Source organism: Paenibacillus hebaui, assembly GCF_051934385.1.
In the GTDB taxonomy this organism is placed as follows: Bacteria; Bacillota; Bacilli; order Paenibacillales; family Paenibacillaceae; genus Paenibacillus.
Window position 1 is genome coordinate 3,074,431 of the sequence record NZ_CP196836.1, and the last position, 20,979, is coordinate 3,095,409.

The following is a 20,979-nucleotide window of genomic DNA, read 5'->3' on the forward strand; positions in this document are numbered from 1 at the left end:
AGGCACCCCAACTTAGGACATCGTTCCTTTGTTGGGGTGCCTCCTTTTTTGTGTTGAAAAGAGGAGAGCAGACGTTGAAGAAATCCAGAAAACGTGTTAAAAAACAGGCTGAGCAACTGACAAAAGTAGTATTGGCCTTAGCCTTATTGTCACCTCAAGCCTTGTTGGTTGAATGGGGTGCAGCGGTCGTGCTGGCCGAGTCGGGTGAATCCATCAGTATTGTATCTGATACGACCAGCATGAAGGCTGTACAATCCTCCAAGGTGAAAGTGGAGATGAATAGTGAAGGGAAGTATAGAATTGTTTTGCTACCAAACACCAATGTATTTTACGGCGGTGACACCGGAAATGTATCCACGATTATCGATCATCATGGGACGCCCGTTAATTTTAAATCATTACCGCTCAATTATTACCGAATTAACAACAATGTAATTGAGATGTCCCGGCAAAAGGATAACGTCGAATATATTTTAAGAGTATCGCTCGTCAATGCCACTTCGCAAGGCGGATACATGAAGGTAGAGCTGGAGGCTGTTAATCGCAGCGGGTCCACACTTAACCTGGGAGGAACATTTTATTGGGATACGATGGTGAATGGTAATGACGCTTCTCCGTTTGAAGTCATTGAGAATGGCTGGCGTAATTACAGCGGTGGTGTTCAGGTGACGGCATTTTATGCCAATACGTACAATGTGGTGGACGCAGATCGGATCTTCATGGGGCAATATTCAAGTCCTGACAGCGCTCAACTTACAGGCGGTTCTTCTCCTTCATCGTTTACACCTGGCCAGACGGTTACGTCCAATGACACTGCCGCACAGTTTTGGTGGAATGGTAAGGCCACGGCAAATCAGGCTTCACGCAAATTTTCGACAATCGTTGGAATTGGTCCGAAAAATGCCCCGCCTTCATTTGCGCTCACGGCTCCATCTTCAGGCCAAACCTATTACAAGGGGGAGCAGCTTCAGATCTCCGGCACAATCCGGGATACGGATGTGGGAGATCTTTTGACAGTCAAATGGTCGATTGACAGCGGAACCGAAAATGTTCTGACTCAGATGACGGCTACAGGTTCGAATCAGTCGTTTAACACGAATTACACATTGCCGAACACGCTGGCAGATGGCGCACATACGTTGCAGGTGTGGGTTATGGATGACAAAGGCGGGGTGTCCTCCGCCGGGACCGTCAACTTCACGGTGAGAAGCTTTGTTGTACCGGGAACACCTACATTTACACGGGTTAACAACAATAACCTGACAGTGAACTGGGATAAGAAGGCTAACGATGCATCCGTGACCTATGAATTGAAGAATGTAACCACGAATCAGACCTTTGATACAGGTGTTTTAAACAGTCAGCAGGTGATCGGACTTGCGCCCAATACCAGCTATTCCTTTGCGGTACGAGCCAAAAATTCAAGTGGTTCCTACACAGGATATTCAAGTCCTGCCGCCAGATATACACTGGCAAACACACCTTCAGATGCAGCTGTGACACAGTCGGGTAACTCCGTTACGGCAAGCTGGAACAATAACGGTAATCCTACCGGAACAAACTACAAAACGGAAATACGTAACTCCAGCGGACAGGTGCTTGCATCAGGAACAACGTCCTCTACACGTACAGAGCTTGTCCTGACCGGACTCGCGGATGGCAGGTATGAAGTATTTGTGGCAGCATTAAATGGAGAAGGAGTGCAGACACCGTTCATAACCGCTGGCCAGATGATAAAAGATACGACGGGGCCAAGCGCCCCATTGGTTACGATCAATCCTTCTGCGTGGACCAAGGACGATGTTCTCATCACTGTTACCGAAGGAACTGATGCCTGGAGCGGCACTCAGAAGACACAGGTTAAGCTGGGGCCTGGCGGAGAATGGCGGGATTACAGCAACCCGTTTACAGTCAACGCTGAAGGAAACACCGTTGTTACTGTGCGCAGTATAGACACATTTGGAAATACAGGACAAGAAACGGCTGTGACAACAAGAATCGATCGGACAGCTCCAACACCTCCCGTTATTTCGTTGAATCCCCCTGGGTGGACCAAAGCTGGGGTAACAGTAACATTAACGAATGGTATGGACGAAGCAAGTGGTATTGGTCTGACGCAGTATAAGCTTGGAAGCGAGGGAGAATGGATTAATTACGAGGCCCCTTTTACACTGGATACAGAAGGAATAACCGAGATTTATGCACGAAGTGTAGATCGGGCCACCAATGTTAGTGCTTCAACTTCGGCAACTGCCAGAATGGACAAGACTGGGCCAGAGCAACCGGAAATCACGTTGAGTGAAGAGGGATGGACGAATCAGGATGTAACTTTTGCAATAATTAGTGGTGAAGATACGGGCAGTGGGCTTACCAAAAGCCAATATCGATTAAACGAACAGGGCCCCTGGATCGATTACACGGGCGAAGTGAAGGTCAGTGATGAAGGACAGACCACCGTGTACGCTCGGTCGCTTGACTACGTAGGGAATGTAAGTTCCATAGCTAAAGGCACCCTTCGAATCGATAAGACGCCTCCAACCGAACCGATAATTACATTAAGTCAATCCGGATGGAGCAAAGAACATGTGCAATTTAGCATAGCTGGAAGTGTAGATGAACAAGAGATAACATATGAATATAGCCTGGATGATGCATCGTTCATTACCGGAAACACGGGTACAGTGAGCACAATCGGGGCAACGGTAATTCGAGCAAGAGCAATAGATGCTGTCGGAAACGTCGGGAAGCAAGTCAGCCGTACCGCATATGTGGATCAGCTTGCTCCAACGATCACATTTACGCCGAACGGACAGAGCTGGAAGGAGACAGATATATCCACTACAGTTCAGTATGCTGATGCCCACTCAGGCATTAATGAAGTGGAACGTTTTTATAAAGTAACAAACAGCGTAGAGTCACCGGATAACTGGAATGAAGCCCGCTCCAATGAGCATATGATATCCATTGAATCGGAAGGTATCTGGTATATCCATGCCAAAACAACCGACAGAGCAGGTAATACATATGAGACGACATCATCGCCTTATCAGATTCAGCGAAAGCCACAGCAGCCTAGTCATGTGAGTATCACACAGGTCGGAGAGACTTCAGCAGAACTTACAATGGGTTTGCCGACAGGCCAAGGGTATACAGACGGCTATCAGTATGAAATTACGAATAGGACAACAGGCAAGTCGTGGACACTGGATTACCCCAATCATACGTTAGTCGATCATTCACTAAGCGGTGGTCAAGTCTATGAGTATGAAGTGAGAGCGAGGAACCATACCGGATTAAGTGATGCAGTAACCGTTCAAGCATTAACAATCCCTGCGGCTCCGGGTTCCTTGCACGTTCGAAAAGTAGATTCTCAGCCAGATTTGGCAGAAATTTATTTCGATTCGGTTCAGGGAGCTTCTGCCTACCGCATCATGGCCTCAACTTCGGACGGAAACACGGTATTTGATCAGATGGTATCCGACTCTGCCAGCCTTCCCTACATTAGCAATCTTGTACCGGGAACCATTCATACCATTTCAGTAACGGCTTTGAATGAAAGTGGTTCGGGAAGTAGCAGCAGGACCGGATTCCTGACCTTACCCTCGGCTCCCGGTGAATTTGCCGCAGTGCAGATTCAAGAACATCAGATTTCCCTTGCATGGGAGACGGTAACCTCTGCAACTTATTACGGTCTTTCCCGCGATGGAGCAGGAATTTACGAAGGATTGGAAATAGAGTATGTGGATGCCGGTCTGGATAGCGGTACAGTGTACAGTTACGAATTGCTGGCCGGGAATGAAACGGGAGAAGGACCCGTGGCTCTTTTGCAAAATGTGATGACGTTGCCTGGCCCAATTAATCAGTTAAGTATAGAAGATGTTACAACTACGAGCATGCGCCTGCACTGGGATACAGTGAGGGGTGCTGACAAGTACGATATTTTGGTGAATGGAGAAAAGGTAGGGACCGTATCTCCTGAAACACTGGAATGGACCGTTACGGGGCTGACCCCGGGAGTTCAGTATCAACTGGACGTGCAGGCCGTTAACGTTAGTGGGCATGGCAATCCTGTACGAGTAATCGGGACTACGCTTCCCGAGACTCCTTCGGGCCTTCATTCTGTACAACCGACGGAGGCTGGAGCAACGCTGAGATGGGATGCGGTAGCTGGAGCAACGAGATATCGGGTAGTTATAGATGGACGGAGTTATGAAATATCAGATACACAACTGACAGTAAACCATTTATCGGAAAGTCGAAATTATACCTACCAGGTAGAAGCAGGAAATACTGCCGGTTATGGTTCAGCCACCACGAGTGATCTCCTTACTTTGCCGAGCCGACCTGATGCATTAACTGTAACTCGTACCGATGAGACAAGTGTCGGAATAGAATGGAAAGCTGTTGATACGGCAGAATTCTATATTGTGCACATCAATGGGACTGAAGTTGAACGAACTTCGGAGCGCACATATACAGCAAAAGATTTATTGCCAGGTCTGGAGTATGTGTTGGAGGTACAGGCGGTAAACGCCTCAGGAACAGGTCAGTCCGCCAGCTTAATCCGATTATCCAAACCAGCCCTTCCTTCGGAAGTCGCCGTGGAACCGGGTGTACATAAAGCGACCCTCTCATGGGCTTCAGTAGAAGGTGCCTCAGAGTATGTACTTCACCAGGGAAACAAAGAGATTTATCGGGGATCACAGCCGGAGACCATTATTACGGGACTTCATGATGGAACGTGGCATAACTACAAACTTTGGGCGGTGAACAGGCAAGGAACTCGCTCAGAAGTGACAGATGTAGCCGTGCTGACATTGCCTGAGAAACCTGTTGAAATTCGGGCATATGATGTGACAGAGAATGGCCTTAGTCTGGATTTCGCCAGAACAGGTGTCCGAGGGGCAGACCAATATATCATTAAACGCGATGGGATGGAAATTGCTCGTATGGATGCAGGTGAAACCCGATTTGTGGACAAGGATCTGTCACCAGGAACGAAATACATGTATGAGATTCGGGCAATCAATGCGAGTGGTGCGGGCGCATCTCTTACCTATGGAATTATGACTCAAACACTGCCGGTACTTGCAGATGGGATTACGGTAAAAGCAGGAACGCACACGTTCGACCTAGCTTGGGAAGAGGTAAAGGGAGCCGCCGCATATGAAGTTCACAATCAGGTAACGGGAGAGATACAACATGTATCCGAACCGTCTGTTTATTTTGCCAGTTTGCTGGATGGCACATCTTATGAGCTCGAACTCATGGTTATGAATGCTGATGGGCATCGGTCAGATGCCACTCGGATACAGGTTCTAACCAAACCGATGTCTCCTCAGACAGCAAGTATGGCTGACATTACAGATCAGTCGGCAGTTTTAAACCTGACTGGAAGCTCCGTACGGGGTGCGGAACAATTTATCATTTTACGGGACGGCATTGAAGTAGCCAGGATTCCGTCGGATAATACTGCATATGAAGATAAAGGTTTGACACCAGGAGAGAGGTACACGTATACCATCCAAACCTCCAATGCCTCCGGGGATAGTGATTCAGGCTTCGATGTTCACTTACGGACCTTGCCCGCAACGATTGGAGATCCGTTGCAGCCACGGATGATTGGAGAAAAGGAAGGGCTTCTCTCCTGGCCAAAGGTACAGGGGGCAGAGGGTTATATTATACGTATTGGAGATCATGTGTTTACAATGATCGAAGAAGGCGATGTTACTGAGGTCAAATTGACCCATCTCGATAGCGCAGCCCTATATCATGAGGTACAGGTTATTCCTTACAATACGGCTGGAGAAGGAAGCCCCATGATCGTTACACCATTTTTCACCTTGCCCCATGTCGGTTCCATGGAGATGAAGATTTATTCGGAGACAGATCATGCCAGACTGGAATGGGACTTTCCTTATCTGAATGAAACATTTGTTGTGCTTCTGGAGGGAACTGAGGTGTACAGGGGCAAACAAAGAGAGTTCATCATGGATCAGCTGGTTGCCGGTAAACCATACTGGATTGAGCTGTACACGGAGAACGATCAGGGAGATGCCTCGGAGAAGCTGGGGTATTCCCTGTTAACCAAGCCGGAAGCTCCTGCGAAAGTGGAATATCATTCGACGAAAGAGAGTATTCGTCTTCGATTCGAACAGAGTCATGTAGAAGGAGCAGAACAGTTCATCATTGAACGGGATGGGATAGAGATTGCTCGTGTTCCTACAGACGAGCCGTTCTACAATGACGGGGGACTCGAACCTGGCGTGAATTATATCTATACAATCAAAACCATGAATGCATCCGGCAGCAGTGACGGTGGTTACTACTTGAATGCAATTACCCTGCCTGGTAGTCTTGTTTCTCCTCCTGTCATACAAGAACGTTCTCAGCACAGTGCCGACATGGTGTGGGATACAATCCCGGGTGCATCCGGTTATCGAATCTATCGGAATAAGGAACTGATCGCAACGGTAACAGAAACTGCTGTGCATCTGTCAGGACTAGACAGTGCCCAGCGATATGATGAATTTTCAGTCATTCCATACAATGAGGCGGGAGACGCTGAAAGGATTGTCGTACCGGAGTTTGAGACTTTGCCATCAGAAGAGATCACGATGACAGCGGTGGCACAAGATACAAGTACGATTATATTGAGCTGGAAGCTGGATTCCTCGAATGAAACAGTAGTCCTTTCGAATAGTGGACGTGAAATTTATCGTGGGAAAGATCGAAGCTACATCTGGACAAGATTAACGGGTGGACAGCGTTATGATGTGATATTGTGGACCGAAAATTCAGCCGGAGAGAAAAGCAAAAGTCAGCAGACCTCGGCTGTTACCTTTCCGTACCCACCTCCAAGTGGGAGTGGAGGTAGTAGTTCACCTTCGCCTTTATCCAAACCGGAGGAAAAGCCGTCTGAGTTGTCTCAACCCGACATGGATGAGCACGCCGAATCAGCAGTTAAGAAGCAGGTCCGATTTATTGATATTGGTCGAACATTTAATAAAGATCAGATTACTTGGCTGGCAGAGCAGAACATCATTCAGGGGGTTAGTGAAACTCATTTCGAACCGCGTCGTCCCATAACACGTGCGGAGTTTACGGCACTTATCGTGCGATTGATGGGAGTTGACACTTCAGCCCAATACCAGCATGCTTTTCAGGATGTTGCTGCCGAGGACTGGTTCGCCCATGAGATTGAAGCGGCGATAAGTCATGACATGGTTCATGGTATGGGGAACGGCAAATTTGCACCTCATGCTCTGGTGACCCGGGAACAGGCATCGAAGATTATCGCGAATGTCATTCGCAAAATCAGACCGGAACCAGCCACTTCGCAGAGGGCGTTTACTGATCAGATGGATGTGTCCAATTGGGCGAAAGAAGAGGTTGAAGAGTTAGCGGGAATGTACATGCTTAACGGGTACGAAGATGGTAGTTTCCGTCCCATACAGCATCTGAGCAGATCCGAGGCCGCAGCCCTGATCTTCCGCTTGAATAAGCTGATTAGTACTCTTGAAGTGAATCGAACAAGCGGAAAGATTTAGAACATCGGAGCTGGGCAGCCGTATGTAGATTGTAGGTTGAACCGAATGAATGTGAATCTGTACAGCATCGTGAGTATTGACATTATCCCCGGATCGGCTTTTAATCTATAATAGGGTGCCAATTTGATAATAAAGGGTAATGAATTGTGGTGATGAATGATGAAAAATAAATTTATACGAATATATGAAGATATTGCAGCACGTATTCGGACTGGAGAAATTGAAGCAGGCACATTGCTCCCATCAGAACTGGATTTATCGGAGACTTATCAAACGTCCAGAGAAACCATTCGCAAGGCACTGAAAATGCTGTATGAAGAAGGCTTCATTCAGAAGATTCAAGGTAAGGGCTCGATTGTACTAGATATTCGCAAAATTGATTTTCCCATTTCGGGTCTGGTTAGCTTTAAGGAATTAGCCAAGAAAATGGGACATCGGGCTCAAACGTATGTGAAGTTTTTTGAGGAAAAAAAGGTAGATCAGATCCTGCACAAAAAAATTAATTTTGGTCTGGATGAACAGATCTGGGAGATCAGACGTGTGCGCAAAGTGGATGGAGAACATGTCATTCTGGACAAAGACTACATCAGCCAAAAGCTTGTTCCAGGGCTGAGTAAGAAGATCTGTGAGGATTCCGTCTACGAGTACATTGAGAAAGAGCTTGGACTGTCCATCTCTTTTGCCAAGAAGGAAATTTTGGTGGAAGAACCTACCCCTGAGGATAAGGAATTGCTTGATCTTGAAGGATTTCATAATGTAGTGGTAGTCCGAAGTCAGGTTTATCTCGAGGATGCCAGTCAATTTCAGTACACGGAGTCGAGGCATCGACCAGACAAGTTCAGATTTGTGGATTTTGCCCGGCGAAGATAAGGTTCAGATTATGATATGGTGTTAGAAAGAGAGTACCTTTTACTGCTTTTGGCGGTGGATAAGGTACTCTCTTTGCTATGGAGAAATCCGAAGATCGTCCATTAATAACCGCTTAAAGTCAATGTTCTTGCCTCTCACCGGAGCGTATGATCAGAATATATACTAGGCCAAGGAGTGAGGAGATTGGATCATGTTACAGCGAAACCCAAAGTTCGGATATGGGAAGAAATCAAGGACATCCCAACCTATGGTACAGGCAAACCGGACAAAAATCCGATGTTTCTTGAAAAACGAATCTACCAGGGCAGCTCGGGGAAGGTGTACCCACATCCGGTAATCGATCGTATTGAAGATGAGGCAAGGATGCAGTCGTACCGATTAATTATTCTCGAAAATGAATATGTACGTATCGAGATGATGCCGGAGCTGGGTGGGCGTGTCTATCGTGCGCTTGATCGTACCAACAATTACGATTTTGTATATTACAACCGGGTTATTAAACCTGCACTTGTGGGTCTCGCAGGACCCTGGATCTCCGGGGGAATCGAATTCAACTGGCCCCAGCATCATCGGCCCAATACGTTCGGTCCGGTCGATTGTACATTTGGAAACAATGAAGATGGAAGCGCTACCGCATGGGTTGGTGAAATTGATCGTATGTATGGTACGAAAATGACAGCAGGTTTTACGTTGCATCCTGGCAGAGCCTATCTTGAAATACATGCTGAGGTATATAATCGCACCAGTGCACCTCAAACCTTTCTATGGTGGGCCAACCCGGCTGTAGCAGTAAATAATCATACCCAATCGGTGTTTCCACCGGATGTCACGGCAGTACTGGATCATGGGAAGCGGGATGTATCCCGATTTCCAATTGCAACAGGGACGTACTACAAGATGGACTATTCCGAAGGTGTAGATATCTCACGATACAAAAACATACCTGTTCCAACATCCTATATGGCCTATAAGTCGGATTACAATTTCGTAGGCGGATATGATCACGGAGTCCAGGCCGGTCTTCTACATGTAGCCAATCATCATATTTCTCCAGGCAAGAAGCAGTGGACTTGGGGGAACGGAGCATTCGGGCAGGCCTGGAACCGACAGCTCACGGATGAGGATGGACCTTATATCGAATTAATGACAGGCATATATACGGATAATCAGCCTGATTTTACATGGTTGCAACCTTATGAGACCAAGTCATTTTCCCAGTATTTTATGCCTTACAAAGGGATCGGTATGGTCAAAAATGCGACGATTGACGCGGCAGTAAATCTGGAGCTGGACGAAGCAACGGGAATGGTGACTGTAAGTGTATATGCTACTTCAGTTTTTACCCATGCGACGATTGAATTGGCAGGGCCAACCACCCTATATATCAATGAAGGTTGCATGATTTCACCTACACAATTATATAAGAATTCATTCCAATGGATCGAACAAGATGAATGGCATGATGTGACTTTAACACTTCGTACTGCGGAGGGGAGAGTGTTGGTCTCCTACCAGCCTTCACAGCCAGCGATTGATGAAGTACCGGAAACAGCAACCCCGCTGCCATTACCATCCGAGATTAGGACCACGGAACAATTATATTTGGCAGGTGTTCATATTGAGCAATATCGTCACGCTACTTATGAACCGGAGTCTTATTATCTCGAAGGATTAAAGCGCGACCCGGGGGACATTCGCCTGAATATTGCCTATGGGACCTTAATGCTGCGTAGAGGCTTATTTCATGAAGCTGAGGTTTGTTTCAGACAGGCTGTGAAGTCACTCACTTGGAAAAACACGAACCCATATGACAGTGAAGCCTTCTATCAGCTGGGGGTGTGTCTGAAACTTCAGGGCCGACAGGAAGAAGCCTATTCCATGTTATACAAAGCAATCTGGTCTGCACAGTATCAGGATAGTGGCTACTACACTCTTGCACAGATCGCTACAGCGCAGAATAAAGACATCGAAGCGCTGGAACACATTGAGCGTTCACTGATTCGTAATTCCAGAAACTATAAGGCCCGTCATCTGAAGGTGGCTTTGCTGCGCAGAACGGGTCAGGTGACAAGGGCTATCCAGTATGCTTGCGATACACTGAAGCTGGACCCGATTGATTTTGGGGCTGCATATGAATTGGTTTCGATATACAGTGGAACATCCTCAGAGGCAGATACAGAAAGGGCAGCGGAAGCGATAACTGTTTTCAACCAACTTCTGCGCGGAGACGTTCACAATTATATGAATGCAGCTGCAGATTATGCGGAGAGTGGTTTATGGGAAGAAGCGCTGACGGTACTCTTACACTATACATCCGAAGTGCAGCAGTCGTACCCCATGGTTTATTATGCTCAAGCGTACCTGCATCGTCGGATGAATCAGACAGAGCAAGCGCACAAATGTCAGAAGCAGGGGAAAGTCGCAAAGACGGACTATTGTTTTCCGAACAGTCTCTTTGAGCTGCTGGTGCTTCAGGATGCACTAACCGCAGATCCAGCCGATGCACGAGCTCATTATTTTCTGGGAAATTGGCTATATGACAAAAAACGTTACCAGGATGCGATAGCCCATTGGGAAATCTCTCGTAAAGTGGATGCTACATTTCCGACAGTACACCGTAACCTGGGTCTGGCTTATTATAACAAATTGAATCAACCTGATGATGCATTGGCGTCGTTGGAGGAAGCATTTCGCCTGGACAGTAACGATGCCCGGGTCTTCTACGAACTGGATCAATTGCACAAGAAGAGAGGGTGCTCCTGCGAACGTCGAATCAAGCAGCTGGAACGACGTATGGAGCTTGTTCATCTTCGTGACGATTTGTATATCGAGTGGGTTACTTTGCTGAACATGCAAGGCAAGCATCAGGAGGCATGGACTGCACTTCAAACACGGCATTTCCACCCTTGGGAAGGCGGGGAAGGCAAGGTCACAGGACAATATGTTGTGGCTCTGACCGAACTGGCGAAGCAAAATCTGGAGAAACGACAACCTGAACAAGCAGTGGATTTACTGGAGAAGGCTCTGATTTATCCGGATAATCTGGGTGAAGGAAAGTTGGAAGGAGCGGGTGACAACCCCCTATATTTCTATCTTGGTTGTGCGTATGAACAAATGGGCAATACCAAGGCCGCTGAGGCCCACTTTCTCAGAGCTTCAATCGGTCTGAACAAACCTGCAAGCGCAATGTTCTATAACGATCAACCGCCAGAATGGATCTATTATCAGGGTTTGGCCTGGCAGAAGCTTGGGAGTTCGAAGGAATCGAACCGGCGGTTTAATAAGCTGATTGATTATGCGGAGAGACATATGCAGGACCAGATAAAAATGGACTATTTCGCGGTATCCCTGCCTGATTTTCTGGTGTTCGAGGACAATCTGGATCAGCGAAACAAAGAGCATTGCCGATACATGAGGGCACTGGGTCTGCTGGGCATGGGTCGGACGAATGAAGCTCGACTTGAGCTGGAACGGGTACTTGAGATGAATCCCAATCATCAAGGTGCTTTCATCCATCAATAAGGATTGCACGAAACCCCATTATGCCTGGAGGAGACCTATCTATGAATAAAAGTGTAGCAAGTAGCCATATTCGATTCACCCTGGATGCGGAAGACAAAGACATCCGTGTTGGCCGGATGACTGGCAGCGGGGGTAGGAGTCCGCAAGGAGAGTCTTACGATTTTACAAACTATTATATGTCTCATAACGACAAACCTCATATTCCGGTCGTGGGTGAATTCCATTTCTCCAGATTTGCCTATCTGCAATGGGAAGAAGAATTGCTCAAGATGAAGGCAGGCGGCGTGAACATCGTAGCTTCCTATGTCTTTTGGAATTTTCATGAGGAGGAGGAAGGGAAATTTGACTGGTCAGGAAATTTGAATTTGCGGCATTTTGTGGATTTGTGTGGCAAACATCAAATGCCTTTAATCGTACGAATTGGACCATTCTGTCATGGGGAAGTTCGTAATGGGGGGATGCCTGATTGGTTATTCAGCTACCCATTCGAAGTACGATCTAATGATGCAGGGTATCTGGATTGCGCCAAGAGACTATATCGTGAGATCGCACGCCAGATTAAGGGTTGTTACTTTCAGGAGGGTGGCCCCATTATTGGAGTGCAGCTGGAAAATGAATATATGCACGCAGGAGCACCACTGGATGCTTGGGGTTATTCAAATCCAAAATACATTACTTCTGGACGGGACGGGCGGGAACATCTGAATGAACTTCGCCGAATTGCAGAGGCGGTGGGCATGAGGCCTATGTTTTTTACTGCGACTGCCTGGGGTGGTGCTGCGGTTCCCGAAGAGGGCACTTTGCCTATGCTTGCCGGATATGCGTACACACCATGGATTCCCAACCAGCCTCCAAGCCGGGAATATTTGTTCCGGGATCTGCATGTGAATCCTGCTGAAGAAGTGGATTATGACAGTCAGGCGTATCCAGCCGCTTATTGTGAACTTGCTGGTGGTATGCAGGTTAGCTATCATGCTCGTCCTTATGTGGATGCAGACAGTGTTGAGGCGATGACCGTCGTGAAGCTGGCAAATGGCAGCAATCTGGTCGGGTATTACATGTATCACGGTGGTTCCAATCCTATTGGCCAGAAGACGTACATGAACGAGCAGGCATTGCCCAAAATTACGTATGACTACCAATCCCCACTCGGGGAGTTTGGACGTGTCGGAGAGTCGTATGATCGAATTCGTACCCTGTCGATGTTCCTGGAAGCTTACGGAGAGATGCTTGCACCGATGGGGTGTGTGGTCCCGGAGGATCAGCAATCGATAACACCAGAGAACGCAATGGATTTGCGCTGGTCAGTTCGTCAGCAATCGGGTTCTGGATTTCTTTTCATTAATAATTATCAGGATCATGTAGACTTGCCTGATCGGGATACACACATCGAGTTGCATACATGCAAAGGAGTTGCTCATTTTCCACTAGAAGGAACGATACAACTGAAATCGGGCATGGCTGCCATCTTACCCTTACATATGAACCTGGATGGGCTTGAAATAATTAGCGCTACCGTTCAGCCATTGACACGATTCAAGGTGAAACAGGAGCTTACGGCTGTATTTTACGCCCATAAAGGAACGGCTCCCGAGTACGTCATAGACAGATCATCTGTTATGAATGTGGATATGCAGGTAGGTACGGTAACCGAGGGCAGCAAAGCATGTGTTATTCACCCAATAGCCGGCAAAGATCATCATCTGCGACTGACAACGGCGGACGGAGTAGTGATTCGCATCATCACATTGACTCGTGAGGAGGCTTTATGTTCCTATCGATTCAGTCTGGGAGGGGGAGAAAGACTTATCATTAGCAGCAGTCATTTGTTTGTGCACAATGATCAGCTCGTATGCACATCGGTTGGTCAACCGGAGATAGAAGTATCTCTTTATCCAGCACCTGAACACATTACTGCTTCTGATTATGCGTTGTTATCCCAGTCTATAGAGACGATATTTGGCACGTATACCTTCAAAGTCCCGGCGTATGAGCCAGCTACCCAGATCAATTATCCGAACGAGTATGCTGCTGTGTTAAACCTTGAATCAGAGTGGCCGGAACAGGTGGATGATGTTTTTGTTGAGATCGATTATGAGGGAGATGTGGCTGGAGCATACCTCCACAATCGACTTTTGACGGATCACATTCACTATGGACAGAGCTGGAAGATTGGCTTGAAGGAGTCTCGTCACTTACTGGACGATCATGTGCTGAGTCTGTCCATTACGCCAATTCGGAGAGGGACGACGGAGAGTTATGTGAATCAGGCTTATATCGAACGGTTTGAAGGTCTGGAGATTGGGCGGTTCAATCATATCCAGGTCATACCGCATTACCGGATAGGCTTGGTGCTGGGATAGCTGCATCTAAAATAATTTTCTTTTGATTTTTTCCGTTTATATTTAAAATCTTTTGTTTTCAAAACAAAACAAAGATGATAAACTCTGATTAAGAATAAAACAAACATTATCGGAGGGAAACGAATGGTACAGAGTTTATGGAATTCATCGCAGGCAGCTGAGAAAACAACAGGACTGGAGCAATTGGTTTACCGATCCAACCTGATTGGTGCAGATCGCAGTGTATGTAACATTTTCGGAGGCAACACGTCTACCAAAACGACGGTACAAGATTTTCGTGGCCGTGATATAGAAGTCATGTATGTAAAGGGTAGCGGCTCTGACCTGGGCTCCATGCAGGCAAAGCATTTTACAGGTCTTGGACTCGAAGACATTCGTCCATTGATTGAGCGTGAATCCATGTCGGATGAAGAAATGGTTGAATATCTGGGACATTGCATGATTGATGCCAAGCACCCGCGTGCTTCCATCGAGACACTGCTGCATGCGTTCCTTCCATATAAACATGTGGACCATACACATCCAGATGCCATTATTAGCCTGTGTTGTGCAGATAACGGTAAGGAACTGGCGAAAGAGATCTATGGAGATCGATTTGTATGGGTTCCTTATGTTCGCCCGGGTTTCACGTTATCCAAGATGATTGCTGAAAGCGTATTCACGAACCCAAATGCCGAGCTGGTTCTGATGGAGAAGCACGGACTTGTAACTTGGGGAGAAACATCTGAGGAATGTTACGCTCAAACGATTAAGATTATCAATGAAGCGGAAGCGTTCATCGAAGCGCGAGTGAACGAAGGGAGCTTGTTCGGTGGTGTGAAGCACTCAGCGCTGGATGCTGAAGTTCGTCGTCAGATCGTATCCCGGGTGATGCCGACGATCCGTGGAGCGGTATCGGACAGCAAAAAAATGATTTTGTCCTTTGATGATCAGGAGGATGTGCTTGCCTTTGTTGGTGGAGCGCATTCAGCACAATTGTCCCAGGTTGGAGCGGCTTGCCCGGATCATCTGGTGCATACCAAAGTGGTACCTTTGTTCATCGATTGGACGCCAGATGCGGATGATATCGAAGGTTTGAAAGCGAAGCTGGTGGAAGGCGTAGCGGCCTACAAAAAGCAGTATCAGCAGTATTTTGAGAGTAACAAAAATGAGGGAGACGTCATGTTCGAGGCTGCACCTCGCGTCATTCTCATTCCAGGTGTGGGTATGATCAACACAGGCAAGAGCTGGGCACTATCACAGGTGAGCGGGGCTCTGTACCATAGAGCTATTGCCGTAATGCGCGGTGCAACAAGTCTTGGGAAGTTCGTATCACTCAGCGCCAATGAGTCTTACAATGTAGAGTACTGGCCGCTTGAACTGTACAAGTTATCTTTGGCCCCGGCAGAAACGGAATTCTCTCGTAAAGTAGCGTTTATCACAGGTGGAGCTGGCGGTATCGGAAGTGAGACGGCTCGCAGACTGGTATCCGAAGGGGCTCATGTGATTCTGGCGGACTTAAACCTTGAAGGCGCGCAGAAGGTGGTACAGGGAATTAATGATCAATATGGTGCCCATCGTGCATATGCATTGAAAATGGACGTAACGGATGAGGAAGCGGTGCAATCCGCTTATGCCGAAGTTGCGATACAATATGGCGGTGTGGACATTATTGTAAACAATGCGGGTCTGGCAACCTCCAGTCCTTTTGACGAAACAACCTTGAAGGAATGGAACTTGAACATGAATGTGCTCGGCACAGGGTATTTCCTTGTTGCTCGCGAAGCCTTCAAATTAATGAAACAGCAGGGAATCGGTGGCAGCATGGTGTTCATCGGCTCCAAAAACTCGGTTTATGCGGGTAAAAGTGCGTCAGCATACAGCTCAGCCAAAGCGCTGGAAGCGCATCTCGCACGCTGTATCGCAGCTGAAGGTGGGGAATATGGTATTCGTGTAAATACGATTCTGCCAGATGCCATCCTCCAAGGTTCAGCCATTTGGAACGGCTCCTGGAGAAACGAACGTGCAGCGGCTTACGGAATTGAGCCGGATCAACTGGAAGAGTATTATCGCAAGCGCACTACATTGCTTGTTAATATTTACCCGAGGGATATTGCAGAAGGTATCGCATTCTTTGCCTCATCCAAATCCGAAAAAACAACCGGTTGCATGATGACCATTGATGGCGGTGTTCCGGCAGCATTTACACGATAATAAGGAGGGTTCTCGCGCATGGAAAATCAAGTCAAGCAAGCATATGAAGCAGCCAAATTATTATATGCCCAGCATGGAATTGATACGGATAAGGTACTGGAGAAACTCGCGGAGATCAAAGTATCGGTACATTGCTGGCAAGGTGATGATGTGAAAGGCTTTCTGAATAAAGATGGAGAGCTGACAGGAGGTATCTCAGTTACGGGTCAGTATCCGGGAGCTGCAACGAGACCTGCCGAACTTCGGGCAGATCTCGAACAAGCATTTTCTCTGATTCCCGGCAAACATAAAGTCAACCTGCATGCGATCTATGCGGATACAGACGAACAAGTTGAATTGGATCAGATTGAGCCTAAGCACTATGAGAACTGGGTGAAGTGGGCGAAAGAACAAGGACTCGGTCTGGACTTTAACCCCACGTGCTTTTCCCATGAAAAATCAAGTGATGGCTTCACGCTTAGTCATCCAGACCCTGTGATTCGCAAGTTCTGGATCGATCACTGCAAGGCGTCCCGCCGTATTGGTGCTTACTTTGGGGAACAGCTTGGTCAGACCTGTGTAACCAATGTATGGGTACCGGACGGATTCAAGGATAATCCGGTCGATCGTATGACACCACGTAAACGGCTCAAGGAATCTCTGGATGAAGTCTTTGGTGAACCGCTTAATCCAAAGCACAATCTGGATGCAGTAGAGAGCAAATTGTTCGGTCTCGGATCAGAAGCTTATGTTGTTGGTTCCCACGAATTCTATATGGGTTACGGCTTGCAAAATGATACGTTAATATGCCTTGATGCTGGTCATTTTCATCCGACAGAGGTTATCTCCAATAAATTGTCCTCCCTTGCCTTGTTTACAAGTGGTATCCTGCTTCATGTAAGCCGCCCCATGCGCTGGGACAGTGACCATGTCGTCATCATGGACGACGAGTTGCTGGAAATTGCCCGTGAACTGGTTCGTCATGATCTGTTGTCAACGACACATATCGGACTTGATTTTTTTGATGCAAGCATCAACCGTGTCGCGGCGTGGGTAGTAGGGACACGGAACACCATTAAAGCACTGTTACGTGCAATGCTGGAACCTGTGGATGCCTTGAAACAAGCGGAACTGGATGGGGATTATACCCTGCGCCTAGCTCTGACGGAGGAGTTCAAATCCTATCCGTTTGGAGCGATCTGGGATTATTATTGTGCTCAGCAGGGAGTACCTGTTCGTGAACAGTGGATTACGGATATCAAAACCTATGAACAGGACGTACTGCTTCAGCGCGATAAATCCCTTGTTTAGCACGACTTCATAGGGCGCTTTTTGAATAAATGATGCATCAAGTGATATAAACCATTGCGGAATGAAAGTTCTGCAGTGGTTTTTTAATATGAAAGCAGCCTCGAAATGCATAATTGAGGCGATACCTTCCATACTAGGCATATGGCTCATTTCCGCCCATATTTGCTACGTAGAGGAGGAACGATAGATTTGAATCTCGCCCACAATAAACTGTATATTGCAGCACTTGGCGGCTTGAATGAAATAGGCAAGAACATGTATTTCATCCAGTACCATGAGGACATCATTGTCATCGATTGTGGATCGAAGTTTCCAAATGAAACCCTGCCAGGCATAGATCTCATCATCCCGGACGTGAACTACCTGTTGGAGAACCTGGACAAGGTAAGAGCTCTTGTGGTGACCCATGGACACGAAGATCATATTGGGGGCATTCCTTATTTGTTAAAACAAATGAATATCCCTGTCTATGCATCGAGACTCACCCGGGGATTGATCGAACTTAAATTGAAGGAGCATGGGCTGCTGCGCAAGGCTGATCTGCACACGGTTGATTCCCAATCCCGTATTACACTGGGAGCCATTCAGGTTTCCTTTTTTGCAACCAGTCACAGTATTCCAGATTGTCTCGGTATTTTCTTTCAAACACCAGGAGGCAACGTCGTCCACACCGGAGATTTCAAATTTGACTTGTCTCCCGTCAGTGGACCTTATCCCGATCTACACCGTATGGCCGAGATTGGTAAGCAAGGTGTTCATGTGCTGTTATCTGAGAGTACCAATGCGGAGAGACCCGGATTCACGCCGTCCGAGCGTGTCGTTGGTGACCATATTCTGGATGCCTTCATACGTGCGAAGCAAAAAGTATTCATCTCGACCTTCGCTTCCAATGTAAGCAGGGTGCAGCAGATCGTGAATGCAGCTTTTGAGACTGGGCGTAAATTGGCCCTACTGGGCAGAAGTATGGTCAATGTGGTGTCTGTTGCCAGTGAACTGGGCTATCTGCATGTACCTGAAGGTTTACTGATTGAAGCGGTAGATTCGGATCAGTTTCCACCTGATCAAGTTGTTGTACTCTGTACGGGAAGCCAAGGCGAGACCATGGCTGCATTATCCCGTCTGGCAGCTTCCAAGCATCCCCACGTAAAAATCACACCTGGTGATACGGTCATTATTGCCGCAGGCGCGATTCCAGGCAATGAACGTAATCTTGCGCATGTCATCGATAACCTTTACGTTCTGGGCGCACGCGTAATTTATGGTTCAAGCGGTGCAGCAGGGATGCATGTGTCAGGTCACGGCAGTCAGGAAGAACTCAAACTGATGCTGACCCTGATGAAGCCGGATTACCTGATTCCTGTTCACGGTGAGTTCCGCATGTTGTATCAACACCGATTGCTTGCCGAGTCTGTAGGCATCGAGCGAGATCATGTTTTTATCGTAAACAACGGGGAGATGATCCAATACAAGGACGGCATTGCTTCACTGGGGCCAAAAATTGCTTCGGGAAACAGTCTGGTTGATGGTCTGATCATGGGCGATGTGGGAAATATTGTGCTGCGTGATCGTAGGCAGCTGTCGTCTGATGGAATGCTGGTGATCGTGACTACACTGAGTAAAACGGAGAAAAAAATGGTCGTCACACCTGAGATCATCTCCAGAGGATTTGTATTTGTGAGGGACTCGGAAGAGTTCATGCACGAGATCTATGAGTTGGTTCTGAGTAAAATGGATGAGTTAACCGGGGCTGGTGCGAACCAGTGGAATGTCATCAAAAGAAAGCTCAAAGACGAAATCGGTCATTACATCTACGCCCAGACGAAACGAAGACCGATGATCCTGCCTATCATTATTGAGGTTTGAAGAAAAGTAGAGCAGATGCACATACATGGGAAGTGATAAGGTCAAAAGCCTGAGAAATGTCGGCTCATACAATCTTCGTGTGAGCCGCACATTATAATCAGGCTTTTGGTGTTGCTATCGTTTGGAAAATTGAACTTGTCATGGTTGTGCAGGTAATTCGAGTGAATCCTTATTCGCCATGTGTTTGCGATTCGAAGTATAATAAAGGAATCCAAGCTAATGAAAATAAGAGGAGCCTCTATGAACAAAACCATTTCCGATATCGCTCAGTTGGCAGGGGTAGCAAAGAGCACAGTCTCTCGCTTTCTGAATGGCGGATCTGTCAGTGGAGATACACGGCAGAAGATTGAGCGCATTATCAAACAATACAATTATGTACCCAATACGTTTGCACAGAGTCTCAAAGCGAAGAAGACCAGCATTATCGGCACGGTTGTTCCACGACTGGATTCTTTTGCAACATCCCAGACGCTGATCGGGATTGATGAAGAACTGAGAAATAATCAATATCAGATGCTGATTGCGAATACAAGTCAAGATATGCAGCGCGAGATTGATGCCATATATGATTTTGCCAGACAGAAAGTATCTGGTATTATTCTGCTGGCTGCGGAAGTGACTGATGCACATCTGAAGGCCGTTGAAGACATCGGGATTCCTGTATTGTTGGTGGGGCAACAGCATGAGCGTCTGCACAGTCTGGTTCATAATGACGATCAGGCCGGGTATGAGATGGGCAAGTATATTGTGGAGAAGGGCCATCGAAAGATTGTATATATGGGCGTTACTGAGAAAGATCAGGCGGTAGGCGTACATCGTAAACAGGGTTTCAAGCGGGCAATCGCGGAGTGTGAGGGATGTGATGTTACTTATTATGAGACAAGCTTCAAAATGTCCGAAGCCATCGCTACCGCAGAAGCCATTCTAAAAGAAAATAAACCCACAGTCATTGTGGGGGCAACGGATAACATCGCACTGGGTGTGATGAAGATTGCTTTTTCCAATAAAGTGCGAATTCCTCAGGATTTATCTGTTACCGGATTTGGCGGGTATGATATAACGGAGATGATACACCCTGCGCTAACGACGGTAAAATATCATTATTTGCAGGCAGGCACACTTGCGGCCAATCACATTATTCGCTTGGTTAAGGGTGAGCCAGTGGAGGAACGAACGGTACTTGATGTAGATATCATTCCTCGAGAAAGCGTTGACAAAATATAAAACCATCCTTTATGATAATTCCATCGAACCGGTTCCATACTAAATATTCAATCTGGATAGGGGAACACGGACAGGCGAAGAAGCTACATGGAATTATTTTTTTG

8 protein-coding genes are annotated in these 20,979 nt (G+C 47.1%); all 8 read left to right on the plus strand.

What is annotated here, in order from left to right:
- Positions 1-74: 74 nt before the first annotated feature.
- The 8 genes from ACR32F_RS13715 to ACR32F_RS13750 all read left to right on the plus strand — a co-directional run bounded on the left by ACR32F_RS13715 (position 75) and on the right by ACR32F_RS13750 (position 20,875).
- Positions 75-7,550 (plus strand): fibronectin type III domain-containing protein, encoded by a 7,476-nt coding sequence (locus ACR32F_RS13715; protein ID WP_440119217.1) that lies wholly within the window; start codon positions 75-77, stop codon positions 7,548-7,550.
- Between the two features lie 159 nt (positions 7,551-7,709).
- Positions 7,710-8,420 (plus strand): trehalose operon repressor, encoded by a 711-nt coding sequence (gene treR, locus ACR32F_RS13720; RefSeq protein WP_440119839.1) that lies wholly within the window; start codon positions 7,710-7,712, stop codon positions 8,418-8,420.
- Positions 8,421-8,603: 183 nt separating this feature from the next.
- Positions 8,604-11,942: a DUF5107 domain-containing protein gene (locus ACR32F_RS13725; RefSeq protein WP_440119218.1), complete on the plus strand. Its 3,339-nt coding sequence runs from the start codon at positions 8,604-8,606 to the stop codon at positions 11,940-11,942.
- A gap of 41 nt (positions 11,943-11,983) precedes the next feature.
- A complete protein-coding gene (locus ACR32F_RS13730; protein WP_440119219.1) occupies positions 11,984-14,305 on the plus strand; it encodes a beta-galactosidase in 2,322 nt (773 codons plus the stop codon).
- A gap of 123 nt (positions 14,306-14,428) precedes the next feature.
- Positions 14,429-16,498, plus strand: coding sequence for a bifunctional aldolase/short-chain dehydrogenase (locus tag ACR32F_RS13735; protein ID WP_440119220.1), 2,070 nt, complete (start codon positions 14,429-14,431; stop codon positions 16,496-16,498).
- An 18-nt stretch (positions 16,499-16,516) separates the two neighbouring features.
- Positions 16,517-17,788 (plus strand): L-rhamnose isomerase, encoded by a 1,272-nt coding sequence (gene rhaA, locus ACR32F_RS13740; RefSeq protein WP_440119221.1) that lies wholly within the window; start codon positions 16,517-16,519, stop codon positions 17,786-17,788.
- 141 nt (positions 17,789-17,929) lie between these two features.
- Complete coding sequence (locus ACR32F_RS13745; protein WP_440119222.1) at positions 17,930-19,651, plus strand: ribonuclease J; 1,722 nt, start codon at positions 17,930-17,932, stop codon at positions 19,649-19,651.
- 240 nt (positions 19,652-19,891) lie between these two features.
- Complete coding sequence (locus ACR32F_RS13750) at positions 19,892-20,875, plus strand: LacI family DNA-binding transcriptional regulator (RefSeq protein ID WP_440119223.1); 984 nt, start codon at positions 19,892-19,894, stop codon at positions 20,873-20,875.
- Positions 20,876-20,979 lie beyond the last annotated feature (104 nt).